This is a genomic window from Caballeronia sp. NCF2 (assembly GCF_023631205.1).
GTDB lineage: Bacteria > Pseudomonadota > Gammaproteobacteria > Burkholderiales > Burkholderiaceae > Caballeronia > Caballeronia zhejiangensis.
In genome coordinates this window covers 33,408-49,172 of the sequence record NZ_JALQDN010000087.1, presented here as the reverse complement: position 1 = coordinate 49,172, position 15,765 = coordinate 33,408, and the positions used below count along the sequence as shown (strand labels likewise).

13 protein-coding genes and 1 pseudogene are annotated in these 15,765 nt (G+C 57.9%); 4 read left to right on the top strand and 10 right to left on the bottom strand.

The features are described 5' to 3' along the window. Position 1: 1 nt before the first annotated feature. Positions 2-466: a RidA family protein gene (locus NCS02_RS32505; protein ID WP_244808701.1), complete on the bottom strand. Its 465-nt coding sequence runs from the start codon at positions 464-466 to the stop codon at positions 2-4. Between the two features lie 111 nt (positions 467-577). Beyond that, positions 578-1,453: an AraC family transcriptional regulator gene (locus NCS02_RS32500; RefSeq protein WP_309790861.1), complete on the bottom strand. Its 876-nt coding sequence runs from the start codon at positions 1,451-1,453 to the stop codon at positions 578-580. A gap of 31 nt (positions 1,454-1,484) precedes the next feature. Here NCS02_RS32500 and NCS02_RS32495 point away from each other — a divergent pair, with 31 nt between their 5' ends. After that, a complete protein-coding gene (locus tag NCS02_RS32495) occupies positions 1,485-2,339 on the top strand; it encodes an alpha/beta hydrolase (RefSeq protein WP_244808702.1) in 855 nt (284 codons plus the stop codon). A 638-nt stretch (positions 2,340-2,977) separates the two neighbouring features. Here the strand turns inward: NCS02_RS32495 and NCS02_RS32490 are convergent. The 3 genes and pseudogenes from NCS02_RS32490 to NCS02_RS36550 all read right to left on the bottom strand — a co-directional run. Further along, complete coding sequence (locus NCS02_RS32490; RefSeq protein ID WP_250523561.1) at positions 2,978-4,528, bottom strand: hypothetical protein; 1,551 nt, start codon at positions 4,526-4,528, stop codon at positions 2,978-2,980. Then, entirely contained in the window at positions 4,525-9,024 is a 4,500-nt protein-coding gene (locus NCS02_RS32485) for an AAA domain-containing protein (protein ID WP_250523560.1), read from the bottom strand. The genes NCS02_RS32490 and NCS02_RS32485 overlap by 4 nt, the downstream gene beginning before the upstream one ends. A gap of 78 nt (positions 9,025-9,102) precedes the next feature. Next, positions 9,103-9,477, bottom strand: a pseudogene (locus tag NCS02_RS36550) (nuclease-related domain-containing protein); the annotation flags it as partial. Between the two features lie 382 nt (positions 9,478-9,859). Between NCS02_RS36550 and NCS02_RS32480 the strand changes: the two are divergent. Both NCS02_RS32480 and NCS02_RS32475 read left to right on the top strand, forming a co-directional pair. Then, on the top strand, positions 9,860-10,117 hold the full coding sequence (locus tag NCS02_RS32480) for a type II toxin-antitoxin system ParD family antitoxin (RefSeq protein ID WP_250523559.1): 258 nt from the start codon (positions 9,860-9,862) through the stop codon (positions 10,115-10,117). Next, positions 10,114-10,356 carry a type II toxin-antitoxin system RelE/ParE family toxin gene (locus tag NCS02_RS32475; RefSeq protein ID WP_350029940.1) on the top strand — a complete coding sequence of 81 codons (243 nt, stop codon included), beginning with the start codon at positions 10,114-10,116 and terminating at the stop codon, positions 10,354-10,356. The genes NCS02_RS32480 and NCS02_RS32475 overlap by 4 nt, the downstream gene beginning before the upstream one ends. A 200-nt stretch (positions 10,357-10,556) precedes the next feature. Here the strand turns inward: NCS02_RS32475 and NCS02_RS32470 are convergent, their stop codons facing one another. The 3 genes from NCS02_RS32470 to NCS02_RS32460 all read right to left on the bottom strand — a co-directional run bounded on the left by NCS02_RS32470 (position 10,557) and on the right by NCS02_RS32460 (position 11,716). Continuing rightward, complete coding sequence (locus NCS02_RS32470) at positions 10,557-10,856, bottom strand: DUF4148 domain-containing protein (protein ID WP_250523558.1); 300 nt, start codon at positions 10,854-10,856, stop codon at positions 10,557-10,559. Between the two features lie 144 nt (positions 10,857-11,000). Beyond that, positions 11,001-11,270, bottom strand: a complete 270-nt coding sequence (locus NCS02_RS32465) for a LacI family DNA-binding transcriptional regulator (RefSeq protein WP_250523557.1) — start codon at positions 11,268-11,270, stop codon at positions 11,001-11,003. Beyond that, positions 11,267-11,716 (bottom strand): hypothetical protein, encoded by a 450-nt coding sequence (locus NCS02_RS32460; RefSeq protein WP_250523556.1) that lies wholly within the window; start codon positions 11,714-11,716, stop codon positions 11,267-11,269. Before NCS02_RS32460 ends, NCS02_RS32465 begins: the two co-directional genes overlap by 4 nt. Positions 11,717-12,475: 759 nt before the next feature. On the opposite strand from NCS02_RS32460, the gene NCS02_RS32455 reads away from it, so the two are divergent. Further along, entirely contained in the window at positions 12,476-13,870 is a 1,395-nt protein-coding gene (locus tag NCS02_RS32455) for a hypothetical protein (RefSeq protein ID WP_250523555.1), read from the top strand. 144 nt (positions 13,871-14,014) lie between these two features. Here the strand turns inward: NCS02_RS32455 and NCS02_RS32450 are convergent, their stop codons facing one another. Together NCS02_RS32450 and NCS02_RS32445 are read right to left on the bottom strand one after the other, a co-directional pair. Continuing rightward, positions 14,015-14,323 carry a hypothetical protein gene (locus NCS02_RS32450; RefSeq protein WP_250523554.1) on the bottom strand — a complete coding sequence of 103 codons (309 nt, stop codon included), beginning with the start codon at positions 14,321-14,323 and terminating at the stop codon, positions 14,015-14,017. Positions 14,324-14,496: 173 nt separating this feature from the next. Continuing rightward, complete coding sequence (locus NCS02_RS32445; RefSeq protein ID WP_250523553.1) at positions 14,497-15,705, bottom strand: hypothetical protein; 1,209 nt, start codon at positions 15,703-15,705, stop codon at positions 14,497-14,499. Positions 15,706-15,765: the final 60 nt, after the last annotated feature.

The window sequence follows — 15,765 nt, the reverse complement described above, 5'->3', positions numbered from 1 at the left end:
CTCAGTCTTCGACGACGAAGGTCGCTTCTACTTCCACCGGCGCATTTATCGGCAGGCTCGCGACGCCGATTGCGATGCGCGCATGTTCGCCACGCTCGCCGAAGAGCTGATTGATCAATTCCGACGCCGCGTTGATGATCGTCGGTGCATCGGCGAAGCCTTCAGACGTGACAACGTAACCGCCGACTTTCAGCACCTTCGAGATGCGCTCGAGGTGGCCGTCGGTCGCCAAGTGCGCCCATCCAAGCACGTTGAGCACGCAGAGTCGCGCTGCGCTGCGTGCATCCTCGACGGACACTACTTCCGGCACAGACCCGGTCCACTGTGCCTTGCCGTCACGAACCGGCAACTGCCCGGAGATGACCAGCAAGTTTCCGTGTCGATTGAATGGTTTGAACGCTGCACGGACCGGTGTATGGACGGGCAAGCTGAGACCCGATTCCTTAATGCGATCGTAGATTGACATCTTCTCTCCTTGACGCCGCCGGAACGAGGCGGCTCAACATCATTTTGGAGAGGACGTGGGCGTCATGCTCTCGCGGATAGGTCGCGCTCTATCGCGCAAATGCCAAGTTCATCACTCCGACATCACCCTGAAAAACTCGCTGGGGCTTCGTCCAAGCGATTTGCGGAACATCGCGCTGAAGGCGCTCGGGCTGTCATAGCCGAGCACCGACGCGATCTCGGTGACCGAGCGGTTCTCGGCCAGCATCTGGACCGCTGCCAGCAATCGCGCCTGTTGACGCCAGCGCGTGAATGTCATGCCCGTCTGATCCGGAAAGAGCCGGATAATGGTCCGCTCGCTTGCCCCGACAACTTTGCTCCAGGACTCGAGCGAGGTTTCTTCTGCTGGGTTCGCGATAATCCAGCGGCATATACGCGCGATGCGCTCGTCTGCCGGCATCGGCAAGTGCAAAGGCTCGACCTGTAACGGCTTTACCTCGCGATAGAGCAGCTCGACGACGAGTCCGTCTCGTCCTTGCTCGTCGTAGTCGACGGGCATCGCGACGATGGCCGCGATCAGTTCCCGAAGAAGCGGAGAAATGGAGACAACACAACAGTTCGACGCGTCGAGCGGTGTGCGCTGCGGCGCGAAGTAGAGCGTGCGCATTTCGGTCTTGCCGACGGCCTGCATGCAGTGCCTGACCCCTGGCGGAACCCAAACGGCCCGTTGGGGCGGCACGACCCACGAGCCGCCGTCGGCAGTGACCAGTATTGATCCCGCGTAGGCGTAAATGAGTTGACCTCGGACGTGCGCGTGATAGTCGATAAAGAACCGGTCCGGCAGGTCACGGGCCATCCCTCCCACGGGCCGCGCGATTGCCTGATAATCCTCACGGTCCTCGCTCTTTCCGAACATGGCGTTTCCTCGTTGATCGTTGTCACGTGCGCGCGCGCCGGCCAAACCGAGTCGCGGTACGGTTGAAGGCGATCCACGGACCGGATCGATCATTCAAACACTCATCTGTTTCTCGAGGTACAGCATGCCGGTTTACCGCTCATTCGATCAAGAGGCGCTCGACGATCAATACAACGTCCGCGCGGGCATTCCAGACCATCTCGAAGTGTTCGCAAGGTGGAAAACGGAAAGCAAACGCTTTCGCGCGGAGCACACGGTCCGCGAAGACCTTCGCTACGGGAACGACGCGCAGCAGGCGTACGATTTCTTTCCTGCCAGGACGAACGGGCGCCCCGTGCTGGTCTTCATTCATGGGGGATATTGGCAGTCCCTTGACAAGTCGGATTTCAGCACTGTCGCCCGCCCGTATCTGGATGCGGACATCAACGTTGCCGTGATCAACTACCGGCTGGCGCCTTCCGTGCGCATGGCCGATATCGTGTCTGACAACATCGAGGCCATCGCGAATCTGTATCGAAACGCGGAGGAACTGAGCTTCGATCGCAACGCGATCTTCGTATCCGGAAGCTCTGCGGGCGGACATTTGACCGCCATTCTTGCGGGGACGGACTGGGAGAGCCGCGGCCTGCCGAACGATGTCCTGAAGGGCGCCTGCGCAATCAGCGGTCTGTACGATCTCGAACCGATTCGTCTTTGCTACCTCAATAAGGTCGTGGGATTAGACGAGGCGGAGGTACGCGCGTATAGCCCGAAGTTTCATCTTCCCAAGCGGCCGTTGCCCTTCATCCTGACCGTCGGCGGCGACGAATCGGACGAGTTCCATAGGTTGCAGGCTGAGTATCAGACGCTGTTGAACAACCATGGGCTGGACGTGCGGATCGTCCGACAAGCCGATGGGCATCATTTCGATGCGGTCGATCGTCTCGGCGAACCGGCCGCGGCACTATCAAAGGCCGTTATCGAAATGATCGAATCGTAAGCGTCGACAATCATCTCACCAGGTATGCGGCCGAACGACATTGTATTTTGGCCGTCGGCCTGCGCTGGGCGACGGAATCTCGATTGCCTGCGGCTTCCATCTAGGTTGGATCATGTTCTGACAGTCCCAGCGTCACGCCGCGAAACTCCCGCGCATCGGGTGGCAGAGTCGATCGGTGTGACCCATGTTCCTGGTCGCGGCGGCGCACGAATCTCGCGCGCGACGCATGCGACGCCTCGCGCGGACCTTCGTCGGCTTTCGCAGGCGAGCGTCTACGCACCCCTAGTGGAGTCGCGCCGAAGGCTACCTACGCGAGCGCCCTGGTTTTGTCAGAAACGGAGGGGCGCTTTCGAAGGCCAATCGGACATTCGAACGTCTCGCTAGGGTTGGCATCGAACGGCGCTTAGTGGCCGAGCCCTGTCGGATGACCGGTGTGCGAGCTTCGGCCTTTGCGGACATCCGCCTGGATCCGAGCAAATAGCCGCGACCGGCTGAGAAGCGGACGTCTCGGCCGGACAGATTCGCAGTGGTTGCGGGCGTCCTTAGCCATCTGATGCGGCCTTGGGTCCGCGTACTCAGATGTCTGACTACAGAAGCAAATACGGTCACCTTGGACTTAGTCTTTCCCTCTCTCGGTTCTAATGTGACTGGCCCGGCACTTCGCTCGAGTTCGAGGCGGCGATTCCGTCAGCAGTTGCTATCCCATCCGAATTGACTAGCTTATGTATATCCATCGCATCGCCCGAATCGAACCGTCTTATAAATTGAGGGAGCCGATCAACTAAATATTCCCTAACCGTCTCTAGAACTTTCGAATCGAAGCTCAGGATTCCCAGCGGAACCGGGAAACCTCGCTCAAGCCCTATCGGTGCGTGCACGATGACGGCAACGAGCCGCTGCGGTATCAAGAGTATCTCAAGGGCATCTGGAATCGCCCCATCGTCATCGCGAGTAAAAATTGTTTCGAAGATCTTTCTGACATGGCCACTTGGTTTTCCCGATGTGATCGCAGTCTCGGTGAGAGCGGCCTGATTCGCTTGCTCCTCTTTCGGTCGACTTTCACCCGCTATGCGCTCGAGCAACTTCTTTACCCCCCTAGACATTCCCCACGTCGAGCTTTTCGGGATCACCCAAACCAACTGTTCGACCATTAACGCAGTAGACCGCTCATTGGCAATTTCAAGGACCTTCATGACACGCTCGATGTTCCCGGATGCATACAGTGGTCCAACGATGCCAATCGTTGGACGATCTGCGCGCACTTCTCCGGCTCTTTGCGTCATTTCCTTAAAGTAGCGCGAGACGCTTAGACCATTACGGGTGCGATACTCCTTCAGATAGTCTTCCGCCACACCAAGCAAGATGTCGTACGCTCGCCTGTCGTCCGGTCGGACCAATACCTTTAGATTGTCCAGAAATGCCGCGACTGCACGCGCCACCTCTGGGCGGTCATCGAGTTCGTGAGTCGTTCGCCAAGCTTCGAACAGCGCTTCAGGATTCGCAGGATTGCGAGAAGTAGCTACCGCTACAACCGGCACGATCGACGAGAACCGGTCCGAAGGAATAACAGTGTCGATCGAGTAGAGCGTTCGCTTGATGCCAGCCGTAATGTCCCTGTCTTTTTTTCCAACTATTTCGCGGTAGTGGCGACGGAACGCATCCGGAACCTCAAGAGAGGCTTTGCTGGCACGATAATCATCTTCGACTACGAGCTCCGAGAACGCCAACTCTATTTCAGAGAGGAAGCTCCTCTCCGACGGCGCCATAGAGAGAAGATCAAATCCGACCTTCTCAGTGCGTTTAACGATCTCGAACACCTGGGGCTTGTCGCTATCCTTAAACAGGTCGTACCCGGCCTGCGTTAGCTCTACTCGTCCGCTCCGCCGTTCCACATATCCCTTCGAGTGCGTCTCGTTCACGATGAAGTTTACTTCTTCGTCGCCGAATGCAAAGAATTCACCGATGTCTTCTTCAGAAAGACTATCTAGATTGAACAGTAACCGAAGTAGAAACTCTGCGGTCAACGAGACATTTGTAAGGACCGCCACCTTATGATGAACGACAAACTGTCTACTCGGAAGCAGTAAGTCGAATACGCCGACGGGGATCTGCTGCTCCAGTACCGCTTCCGCAGCATCTGAAGGCTTCTCTCTCTGCAAGGACAGGGTCCCTCGCTTAACATCATTCATCGCGTCGTCTCCGGTTCTTCTTTTTTTAAGTTCGACTTCGCTTTGGCATTTTTTGAAGTCTTCGCCGAAGACAAGGCCTGTGCGAGCAATTGACTCGCGTCGAGTTCGGTCGCGTCCCCTCGTCCGACCTCTGCAAAAAAAGCATCGGTTACTTTCCCAAGTGGTGAATCCTTCCGCCATCCATGCAAGGCGCCCACGATGACGAGACGATCCATCGCACGGCTTATTGCGACATTGATTCGATTCTTGCGCGCCATAAATCCCGGTGCAATTGTGGCTTTTCCAGCGACAGTCGGTCCGTCATCATTGTTTCTGACGAGTGAAAGCAGAACAATCACATTCTCTTTGCCCTGGTAGCTGTCAATCGTATCGACTTTCAGCGCGCGCCTCATAGCCTGGGGCAGGTTTTCCGCCTGCACCTTCTTCCAGACGAGATCCCGCTGAGCCGCATACGCACAGATCACGCCGATAGATTGTTTGTCAGGGTGCTGTGCCGAGAGCCATTCGACAAACGGCGGGTGAGCCGCCCAGCGCTTAAGCTGGTCAATGATGACATCGGCTTCGTACTCGTTGATGAGGCTGCCCCGACTACCCTTCGGCGTTCGTTGGAATGCGGCTCGCCCGTACGCATCCGTAGTGATCCAGGTCAGCGGAACTGCAAGTTGTGCGGGCAGTGCGGTGCTTTCGATCAATGGTGTGTCGCGGCCATTCTCAAGAGCCGATGTGTAGAACGCACCTGACACTATACGACCAATCGGGGGAAGCATCCGATACTGCGTGGTCAACGTTGATCCCGCCTGCTGGCCATAAGGTGAATCAAAGACCCGTTCGAAGTCACTTTTCTTGACTTCCTGCATTGAAATCCCGAGGTTTTCGGAAACACATTCAACGACGTCTGGTGAATGTTGAGGCTCTAGCTGGGCATGATCACCGACAAGCACAATCCATTTCCCCGCCTGCATAGGCACCGCGAGTTCGCTAGCGGTGCAGCGCGCGGCTTCGTCAACGATCACAAGGTCAAACTCGGTTTTCGTCAATCCCAGCGAAGTCCGACCCAAGCCAACGCAGGTTCCGGCAACAACTCTTCGGGTACCCGCTAGAAACGTCTCAAAGCTCCTCTCCCAAGTTGAAACAGTCCCGATGATGTCACGAGTTAGCTCGATCACATGTCGATACTTTTCGATTGCACTCGCGTGCTCGGTGGGAAACGACGAGAGAAAGAACGACGTCACCAAGTCCTGGACCTCATCGGGAGCAATTTCTTGAAGCTCGATCCGAAGCCCTCTTGAGGCCAGGAGATGCTCTACGGTATCGTACAGTGACCGCTGACGCGCGACATCGCCCGCTTGGTCGGTCGCCGCATGCGATATCCGGGCGAGAACAGGTTGTACAGCTTCTTCGAACCAGAGGACACGTTCGGCAACGTCACTATCGAGACCAACGGCCCGAGCCGCTACTGCGAGCCTAGAAGATCGTGTTGCAAGAAACCGGTCCTTGTAGGCTTTTTCTACCCGACCTGCATGATATGGGCTGAGTTTGTCAGAAACGGAATCCTCGTGACCTACGCGGATGAGGCTCAGCGAGTCTCGGTCGCTGCCGAATAAATCAAGAACTGCCTCGGCGGCGTTGTTGACCGCTTCGTGAGACTGACTGGCCAGTAATACATTGCGTGCCAGGCCGTGCGTCAACGCGTAGTGCACAAGCGCGCCGATGAAGCGCGTCTTACCCGTCCCCGGAGGCCCTTGGAGCAGACCGAGCGGCCGTAAATCAACGATTTCCTTAAAGGCTTGCTGTTGGACCGGGTTCAGCTGGTATCTTACCAACGCAGCTTCGTCGATCGATATACCCTTTCGATGGGGCCGACAACCGGAATCCGGCTGGAATATGTCAGCAATACCCGCCCGGACAGAAGCTCCCTTCAAAATGCGCGATGTGGCGGCCTCGCGTCTTTCAATGCTGGTGTTTTCATAGCGACTTTGAAAGCGCACTCGGCTTCCTTCCAGAAGCAAGGCGTGACGCGTAGGCCCCATGCCACTCTCGATTGCGATAAAGTCCTTGTTGGACAACGCGAGGTCCAGCAGACCAACTCGAATCCAATCCCCCCTCGCATCGAGCTTCTCAACGGTGACAACATCGTTACGGTCAAAGTCATAGTCGCTCGCCGTCATCTGAATAGGAACGACGTGGCGGCGCGCATCTTTGCGGAAACTACTCTCTCCAAGACACAACGCTTCGGGCTTCAACTCCGACTCTACTCGAACAATGTGCTCCCACAGCTGTCGAACCGAGAAATGAGCGGCTTGTGCAGCAGTCGCGTCAAGTTTCTCTTCGATCGCATCTTCAAGTTCCTCGGTGGCTTGAGCATCGCGATCTGATGTGATTTCGCCTTCATGTTCAGAACTGCCGCGGGTAATCCCTTCTTTGAAGGCTGCGGATATTTCTGGTCGAATCAGCAAATCTGCCGCTTCCGATAGATCCGTGGGACCAGCGACAAATGAGATTTCGCCAGTAAATGATGCGAGCTCGAATTTTTTTCCTCGCTGAATTGTCGCTTGAGATACCGAGCTTCTCTTCCCAAACGTTGGCCTGCCATTGTCGTCGAGCCTCAGCTCCAACTTTTCCGTCGCACCTCTGATTGATACAGTAGGCCCAAACCGAGATATCCAGTACTTCCCTTCATCCGGTAACATCACGCCAAGGTCCGCCCCTAGAAGCCCGATTGTGATCGTGGTTGACGCTTCTATCTCCTCCGGCATCAAAGCGCGCGCCAGCGCTTCCCTCAATGGCAGCAGCGTTGCATTCGCAGGTGGTCCCGATCTACACATCTGGATCGCAGCGGCAATACCGAGACTGACGGAAGTCAACAAGGGCGCTCCAGCAATCAACTCCTCAGCAATCTTTGCGACCGCGAATCGGTCGCGTTCGAAACGACCACCGGACAGCGGAGCGTATGCTGGCGAAAGTCGCTCGCCATCACTAGAGGGGGAAAAATCAAGAAGGTCAATGAGGACGGGCGACAGCTCTGATGAATCCGGCACCAGTGAAAGAATGATGTTATCCGGCTTGATATCTCCGTGGGCCATGGACCTCTGATGATGCACATCAACAACATCGATGAGGGCGATTAAAAAGCGAATTAAGGCAGGAGGATCGGAAAAAAGCGCTTTCGACTCAGTTGCTTCGGAAAGTGTCTTGCCGGGAATCAGATCCTGCACAACGACGATAGCATCCCCTGTCCAATGGGCCTTTCTGAATGTCGCCGAGCCGGGAATTGGGGACTCGATGAGTGCTTGCACGCCCTCCAGAAACGCGAGAACGCGGGAGCCTTCGCGACTGATATCGCCGATTGCTTCAATTTTCCACAGCTTCGCGATGCTTGGGCCATCGGACGTATCGGTCTTCCAGATGACAACTCGGTCATTCTCGCTGACCAATTCCTTTTCCGGGTAAATTTGGAAAATGACGCGCTGCGACTTCACGCTTCTAAAGCGCTCCAGCCCTTCTATGGTCGTCCTAACACTGGACACTCCGGCGGTTGCAGCATTGAAAGCATCCAACATGACTGTTGCGTTATCGAACCGCGCTGCGCAGTCCATGTCGAGAGCCCGATCGAACCAAGCGTGCAGATGATCAAATTCCCGGCCATCATCAACCGACGCCTTCCACTCAGGAGGCTCGCCTTCGGCCGGTTTGCCGAAAATCAGTTGATGTACCACGCATCCCAACAAGAAGACATCCTTCTGCTGGGGATTTCCCCGATGTTCCAATACATCCTCTGGCGCGGACACCGCGGACAGAAACTGAAATCTGCTTTCCCCAAGTGTGTTTACTTCCGGGAAGGAAGCAGTCATGAGGTGGGAAAACTTGACAGTAGTGGGGGGTTCAATCCAGATACTATGAGGCCCTATGTTCAGGTGGGCGACGTTTAAGTCATGAAGAGCTTTGGCAGATGCAAGGACTTGCCGAGCGAGCTCAACCCGTTCAGCGTGCGTTGCACCGGCGAGATCTGTCTTGCAGAATTCGGACATCCGCCGCAGTCGTCGTCGCCGCTCAAAGACCTCCCAGTAGGCGACTCCACGCTCTTGATCGTCAACTCTCGGCTTGATGAGGCGGGAGCCGGTATCGGTGTTCCGATCATCCAGCCAAGCAATGACTGCTTTTTCTCGACCGACTATCGATGTCCGCCCTTCTTCGGTTTGGAAGCGCGTTTCTGCCTTGGTAAAATCCCATCGACGAAGCAATCCGGAGGACATTGCCACGCCTTCTTCGTCGACTTCGAACTCCGAATAGATCCCTGAATGATGCACGAAGGTCGGGTTTTCACTTTTCGCAACGAATCCGCCGTATCTCCGGGTGCCCGCTTGGAAAATCTCGCTCGAAGTGTTGAAAAATTGACGAAATCGAGCAATCCATTCCGGCGAGGTGAGATCGTCTTGCCGTGACGAAGCCTTCCCGAGTTGGTTATTGCGTTCCAGCGGGTTTTTGATCATTCGCATGAATGGATCGAGACTGAACACGCGGTTCTGTTCTGCAGGCGACACGCCAGACCTATCTGATGCTTGGGTTAGAACCACCACCCCCTCAAGCCAAGGTGCAGACAGCTTGCTCCCGTTCGAATCGCGCCTGCTTCGCTCGAGGAACCTCTTGAGCAGCGGAAACAGTTCTCGTACATTTTCGGCGATCTTGTGAACCGGAGACCGGCCATGGTCGCGCTCTCCATTGAACCAATTGCCGTGTCGGCTAGAAATGGGGCCCAACCAATCCTTTAGATCCACAAGTAGCAAGCGATCTTCTGTGACGATTATGAGATCTATCTCCCGCATCCCTCGTCCAGGAAGAGCTAGATCGAGATTGGTGAACGCATGCCAGTGGTCCGGAAGTCCTCGTAACTTATCCAGACCGGGTACTTCTCGCTGATGAATTCCTCGACCGCTATTTGTTATCTTCATGCACGGAATTTTATTGTTGGTTTGGTGACGCCGCTGCTCCGAATAGTTCGAGTCCGGGCATTTGCGGCGCCTTCGGCCGTTTTCGGCTTGTGGCTGAGCATGGCTTCCGGAGGAAAGCATAATACACGGTTGGGGTCGTCTCGCGCCTTGAAAGCGGACTTTCGTCTGATTCGTCGGGAACGCCCGCTATGGCCGATTAGCGAGCAGCGCGGCTCTCCTCTTTCCCCGACTTCGTTGACGGACCGGGAATCGCCGCAAAAGCGGCAAGCAATGCGCCTTGTGATGGTTGCCGCGCCGCGCTCCAAGGCCGCCCGTCATCGTAGATCTCGCTGTGGAGACAAACGCTGAAAGCAGATTGTCGCCGCCTTTGGAGAGCAGAACGATGACCAGTGCAGACGTTGGACAACAGCCTGGGGGATACATCACGAAGCTGGTCGAAACGGGACGGTACGGCTCAAAGAGCGAAGTGTTGCGCGAAGGCGTGCGATTGATTCAGGATCGCGAGACGCAGGTCGCCGCGTTAGATGCCGTGATCGAGCGCGGCACCGTCGATTCAGATGCTGGCCGAGGAATACCCGCCCAAGAAGTGTTCGACCGGCTCGAGGCTAGGTATCAGGCGGTGATCGACAGCAATGCATGATTGTTCGCATCCTGCCGGCGGCGGAGGCCGAACTCGAGGCCATCGGCGACTTTATCGACAATCCGCGCCGCGCCTTAAGCTTCGTTCTTGAGATGCGTGACAAGTGCATGAGCCTTGCAGATATGCCCTCGCCTACCCGCTCGTGCCTCGGTACGAAGACCGCGGCGTGCGCCATCGCGTTCACGGCAGCTACCAGATTTTCCCTCGTGTCGCCGGGCAACCCGAGCGCATCGACGTAAGTCACGTCCTGCATAGCGCCAGAGACATCGCCGCGATCCTTTTCCCATGAAAACACCCACGCAAAAAGGCCCAGGACGACTTAAGTGCTGGGCAAGCCATCGGCTAGGCCGGTGGCGGAGGTGTTGTCAGTTAAACTGGCCGTACCACCACAGCGGCCAGTCCTCTTATTGCGCGAGAGCCCTTCGGCTCTGCCGGTCGATTAGTGACCGAAATAGACAGGAGCGATGCTATTGCCAGTGTGAGCTGGGCCGCCTGAAGCCGACGCAGTGTCAGCCACGCCGCCGTAGCTCGCTTGCCCGTTCTGCGCTGCGACCTTCGCTTCGGCTGCTTGGATCTCGGCCGGATACGTCACGCGATCCCTGCTTGGGTTATATCCAGCGCGTTCGAGTTGGACCAGTTCTGCCTTTACTTGTGCGCGGGTCACCGGTTGGCTTTGAGCAAAAGAAGAAACTGCCGGGATAGCGAGTGCAGCGGCGACGACGATAGTTGCGAGTTTCATGATACTTACCTCCGAGTCTTGTTTTTCGCAAACAGCCCTGTTTGCGTTTCAGTGACTTCAGTATAGGTAAGCGCCCGCTTAAGATTAATGAGCGTTTGAACAACAAATTCTTGCTATATTCGGGATAACCCTAGGTCAAGCTACTCAGTGGGTCACGGCCTTGTGAATCCTCGGCGCGACGTTGTCGCGTCCATTGAGCACGCGCGATACAAAACCCACGCAGACATTCGCGCGGCGCGCGACGTCCTGCACGGTCGGCGAACCAATGCCTATGCAGAAAATGCAAACGCCAAAGTCCGCATCGCCGTCCACATGCAGCCGAAAGTCTGGAGCGAAGATTTCCGAGTCAGTGATTCGGTTTTCGTTCGGGACGCGGCGGGCCGAGGCCCTGCAACGTACGCGGCGTGGCCTCATCGGTGCTGCACGTTCCGCGTTGCCATGTATATGTCAAAAAGGCCTGAATGCAGGCGGCGGATCTCTTGACGCAGGGCAATCAGTTCGTGCCGTTCACCTTCACGTTCCCGACGCAAGATCTCTCCGAGTAAGGCAGTGGCACGTGATGCCGGCAGATCGCGCTGTACGCGCGCCTCTCCGAGCCTGCCTGCGACTGCCGGTTTGATGATCAGCAGCCACGCTGGAAACCACGCGTAATCTTGGATTTCGCCTGTGCCTCGGAAATCTGCATCAAAGCGTCGACGCAGTACATTGAGCGAAGCGTCCTGCAGGGTGACGATGAGCGCGGTGAACCGGGCCGGCGCCAACCACGCCAACTCTGCAATTAGCGGCCACACGGCATCGACTCCGGTGGAACGCTGCCATGGATCGTTCGACGAAACGCTGCGTTGATTGTCGACTGCCAAAAGAAGAGCGACGCATTATTCAGATGCCCCCAAGTTCGCCGACGCACAAATGTCCATGCGCCAACGAGGCACGCGCGACAATAACGCACCCTCCCAGCCTGTTATGCTTTTGCGGCATGCGTTTTCCAGGCACCTCCAGTTCCTTCTTTCCCGATGTCATCTCGTCGCTCTTCCTCGCAAGCTGCTCGATCGTTGTTTCGCAAACCGCTCAGCAAAGAGATGCTGCTGCCCCTGCCTCCGTCGGCGGCGCAGACCGTCGCGTTATCGAATCACTTGACGTTCTCCGCCTGTCGGGCCGGCGCTGGATCGGCCTATCTTTTCAACGAGCTTATTCAACTGGTCTACGTCACGTTCTTTGTGCAAGATGCGGGCTATGGGGACACGGATGTAGTTATTTATGCACGCGCTGAAGCTGCTTTGGAACGCGCCTTGCGCGCGCGCCGAAGTCGAGCGCCGATGGGCATTCGAGGCGGCGGACCTGCCGTTGTTCGAAGCGGTGTTCCAGCAGGCAGACCGACAACTAGCGAGCGCGCCAAGATATGTTCACGTTGCCGCACGGGAGAGGCTGAAACGATTCGCCGCTAGCGGGCACGCCTCGCCGCTCCCGTACACGGCGGCACGCCACTAATCGCAATCGGCCATAGCGCGAAAGTGCCCATTAGCACCACACTGTCGTGCGCGTGGCGATAGTCGCTCAGTTCGAATGACGGCCGATATAATGGACCGCAGAAATTTTACGCATTGCACCGGAGTTCTCCTATGAGCCAAACCCGCGGACCGAATGCGGGATATCGGGGCAAGCCAAGCAGTCGGCGTCAACCTCATCACTTGACGAATCCGAAGCGCCCGCCGCGAGTTCAGCCTCCTTCCAAAGAGACTAATGGCGCAGCGACGCCGGCGTCGATTATTAAGACGCGTTCGTTGAAATTCCTCGTCGATGCGGTCGGCGCGGAAAACATCGCGCTGGGGCTCGATTCCAGCATGACCCGGATCGCCGAACTGATGCGCGGAGAGCGATTCACGCCCGAGACCGCCTTCCATATGGAAACGACGCTTGGGCTGCCTTCCGGCTTTTTTGACCAACTTCATCCGGTCCTTTCGCCGGAGACGATTGCGCGCCTGGAGGCGCCCCTCGAGTTCGTCCATGCCGACGAGTCCGTCAATGCCGACGAGACCGTCAATGAAGGTGGCATCGAGCAAGCACCCCTTCTTCCGAGTGCGCAGGAGCCATCGCTGCTTGTCAGCAGTTTGTCCAAGGATACGACCATGCCGTCTAAAAGTTCAAAAGAAGCGTCGGGTGCGACCAAGACCCGCCCCCAAAAGGCGTCTGCGCAGGCAAGCGGTCAAGCTGCAAGAGCAGCAGAATCGTCGAAACCGCACCAATCGCATCAAGCGGCCGGGCGGAAACAGGCGCGTGCAAACGGCGGTGCGACCGTAGAGCGCATCAGGCAGGCCAATCTTCACGTTCTCACCACACGCAACGGTTCGAAGGTCAAGCTCGGCGCAGTCTTGGGTCTGAGCGGATCAAATATGGCGCACCGACTCCACGGTAAAAAGCGCATGGATGATGCTGAAGCCGAGCGCTTCACCGCGGGTCTGGGTCTGCCCGCGGGGTGGCTGGACACACCCCGCGGCGAAGCCGACATTCCCGAGTCAGTCGCGCAGCTGCTCGCGCCCACATCACGCGTGCGCGCGCCTGGCCAAGCACCGGCGCCCACCGCTGTGGCGGCGTCTGAGGACACAGCAGTCGCGGCGGCGCCGACCAGCGAGATAGAACGGGCGCTGCCTAGCGCTTCGAGCAACGCGCACATTGAGCCATTGCCAGCCGATGCGGCAGGCGACGGCGACCACGTTTCGAGTCCTCACCACGAGAACGGCAGTGCAGTCGCAACGCGCCGCGACGGTCCCGTGCAACGCATCGGAAGCCACACGCCAGCAGCCGTTCCTGCACCGGTGGCGTCGCAGCCTGCGGTGGCAATGTCACCGCCTACAGACACGGCACCCTCCTCCACTTTAGGGACCACCTTGGACGGCCTGGACGGGATTGCACCTATCGCCGAGGCGCTCCTGAAGACGCTCGCCGGCAAGGCCCGCACCGGTCGCCTGGATGAACTGAAGGCATTGGAGTTATTGCGCCAGGCCGTTCTGCTCTAGCGGCGACGTCACCGCCTGTGAGCACAGGGCTCCAGGGCGATCGAATTCGCGCTGCGCGCGGGTGCCTTCGTGCGCGAATGTCGACTTGTCTGGGACGACGCGTAAGAATAGCGCCTGTCATAGTCCGCTTGCCGCGCTGAGTGTCTACGCCACGCGACGCTCGTCGCTCGTACCGACGTCCACCTGTCCTTGTGCGATTTTCTCGACGTCAAGCTCAAGCGCGGACAGTCGGGCAAGTTGAACGGGAAGCAACGCATAGGCGATGCGAAGCTCGTGCAGGCGCGCCCTCCAGTAACGAACGCTTATCGGCAACGGCACGGATGTTGCCCGTACTGCGGTCACCACTTTCTGTATATGAGCGAGTTCACGGTCCGCTTCCAGGGAGGTCCGCTTCGGCACGGCGGGTGAAGCGGCGGGGGCCTGATGATTTCGGTTTGCTACGATTGGCTTCATACGCTGTGCATCTCCTGATCGTTGAGACCAGCGTATCCAGGCTCTGGGGAAGTCAAGGAAGCATGCGGGGGTGTATGAGACCGCAGCTCTGGAGGGTCGCTCCTTGCCGCGCTTCCGCAAAGGCGCAAGCGGCGCCGACGCGCTACTTGAGCCCAACCCTTTTTCCTTCCGGTCTAGCGCCTGTCGGCTTCCAATCGCGTGCGCAACGCACGCCCAACAAGCGAGTCCGCATTGCCAATCAGGCGTCGCACGCAATCGTCCACCGCTGCCTTCGAAATCTGACTCGCAGTCGCCGCTGCGACGAGGGCATCATAGGCATCAGTGACGTCAGCCATCGACACTTCATAGCCGTAGCCGGCCTCCATCCATTGCAATGCGCAAAGCGCACAGTCCATCGCGAACCGGGACTGCTTCGTCTCGAAGTCTCGCGCGGCGCGTATGAGCGTCTTGGGATCGGTAGGGCTCTGTCTGGACAGCGCGATGGCCTGATCGAACAGCCCGGCGTCTTTGGCGGCGGCAAACCATTTGCCTTCCGACCCGGGCTCGCTTCGAACCAGGTCAGACAAGATCGTTTCCGCGGTTTTCTCGGGGTATTGCTTGATGAGGGCCCGGAACGTTGCGAGGTACGTGCCTGCACGATTAGCGGCGATCGCATAGCGCTCATAGGCCTCCTCAGTCATGCCGGAGTCGAGGAGGATCGTCTCGCAGGCGCGCGCGATCGCGCCTTCGGGCGCATTCAGCCCTCGGCTCGCTTCAGCAAGGCGGAGCGCGTCGCCCGGGCGCCCAAGGCAAACCAGCGCGTCGACGGCCCAACGGCGATACCACCAGGAACTCAGCCGATCGCGCCGCACAAGCTCAACGATTTCCTCAAAGCGGCCGGCGGCGTAGAGCGCGCTCAAGCACGGCACCACGCCGACGGAGTAGTTGAATCCTTTAGCCTCCAGCACGTGTGTGACGAGCGGCAACAACCGGTCGGCCCAGTCAGATGCCAACGCGGGCGTCACGCACAAGGTTCCCCAATGCTCGCCCAGGCTCTCGATGTAGGGCATCTGATCGTCCTGCAATGCGTCGAATAGTCGTTCCAGCCAACGCTGCCGTGCTGCAGCAGTCACGTCGGCGGAGGCGATCAGGGGGACAAGCGCCTCGATTGCACGATTGACCGCGCTGCCAAGGGCGCCCGAGGAACTATCGACGTGCTCGAGTGCGGGCGACAGTTTTTCAAGAAGAAGAACAGCCCCGTCGGCCGCGAGCGGCCGATCGGTGCGCGCGACCGAACGGATCTCGGAGACCGCCTCCTTCAGGCGTTGGATCGGCAGCGACGATCGCCATCCGAATGCGTTGCGTCGAAAGCGTGAAGCAAATGTCCATTTCGGTGAGGGCATGACAGTCACGTTCCGTCAGCAGCGTGCAGCGTCAAAATCGTCGCGGCCGAGCCTGTGCGG

Coding starts and splice junctions, on each gene's coding strand:
- NCS02_RS32505 (WP_244808701.1), bottom strand. CDS start 466: ATGTCAATCTACGATCGCATTAAGGAATCGGGTCTCAGCTTGCCCGTC.
- NCS02_RS32500 (WP_309790861.1), bottom strand. CDS start 1,453: ATGATCGATCCGGTCCGTGGATCGCCTTCAACCGTACCGCGACTCGGT.
- NCS02_RS32495 (WP_244808702.1), top strand. CDS start 1,485: ATGCCGGTTTACCGCTCATTCGATCAAGAGGCGCTCGACGATCAATAC.
- NCS02_RS32490 (WP_250523561.1), bottom strand. CDS start 4,528: ATGAATGATGTTAAGCGAGGGACCCTGTCCTTGCAGAGAGAGAAGCCT.
- NCS02_RS32485 (WP_250523560.1), bottom strand. CDS start 9,024: ATGCGAATGATCAAAAACCCGCTGGAACGCAATAACCAACTCGGGAAG.
- NCS02_RS32480 (WP_250523559.1), top strand. CDS start 9,860: ATGACCAGTGCAGACGTTGGACAACAGCCTGGGGGATACATCACGAAG.
- NCS02_RS32475 (WP_350029940.1), top strand. CDS start 10,114: ATGATTGTTCGCATCCTGCCGGCGGCGGAGGCCGAACTCGAGGCCATC.
- NCS02_RS32470 (WP_250523558.1), bottom strand. CDS start 10,856: ATGAAACTCGCAACTATCGTCGTCGCCGCTGCACTCGCTATCCCGGCA.
- NCS02_RS32465 (WP_250523557.1), bottom strand. CDS start 11,270: ATGAGGCCACGCCGCGTACGTTGCAGGGCCTCGGCCCGCCGCGTCCCG.
- NCS02_RS32455 (WP_250523555.1), top strand. CDS start 12,476: ATGAGCCAAACCCGCGGACCGAATGCGGGATATCGGGGCAAGCCAAGC.
- NCS02_RS32450 (WP_250523554.1), bottom strand. CDS start 14,323: ATGAAGCCAATCGTAGCAAACCGAAATCATCAGGCCCCCGCCGCTTCA.
- NCS02_RS32445 (WP_250523553.1), bottom strand. CDS start 15,705: ATGCCCTCACCGAAATGGACATTTGCTTCACGCTTTCGACGCAACGCA.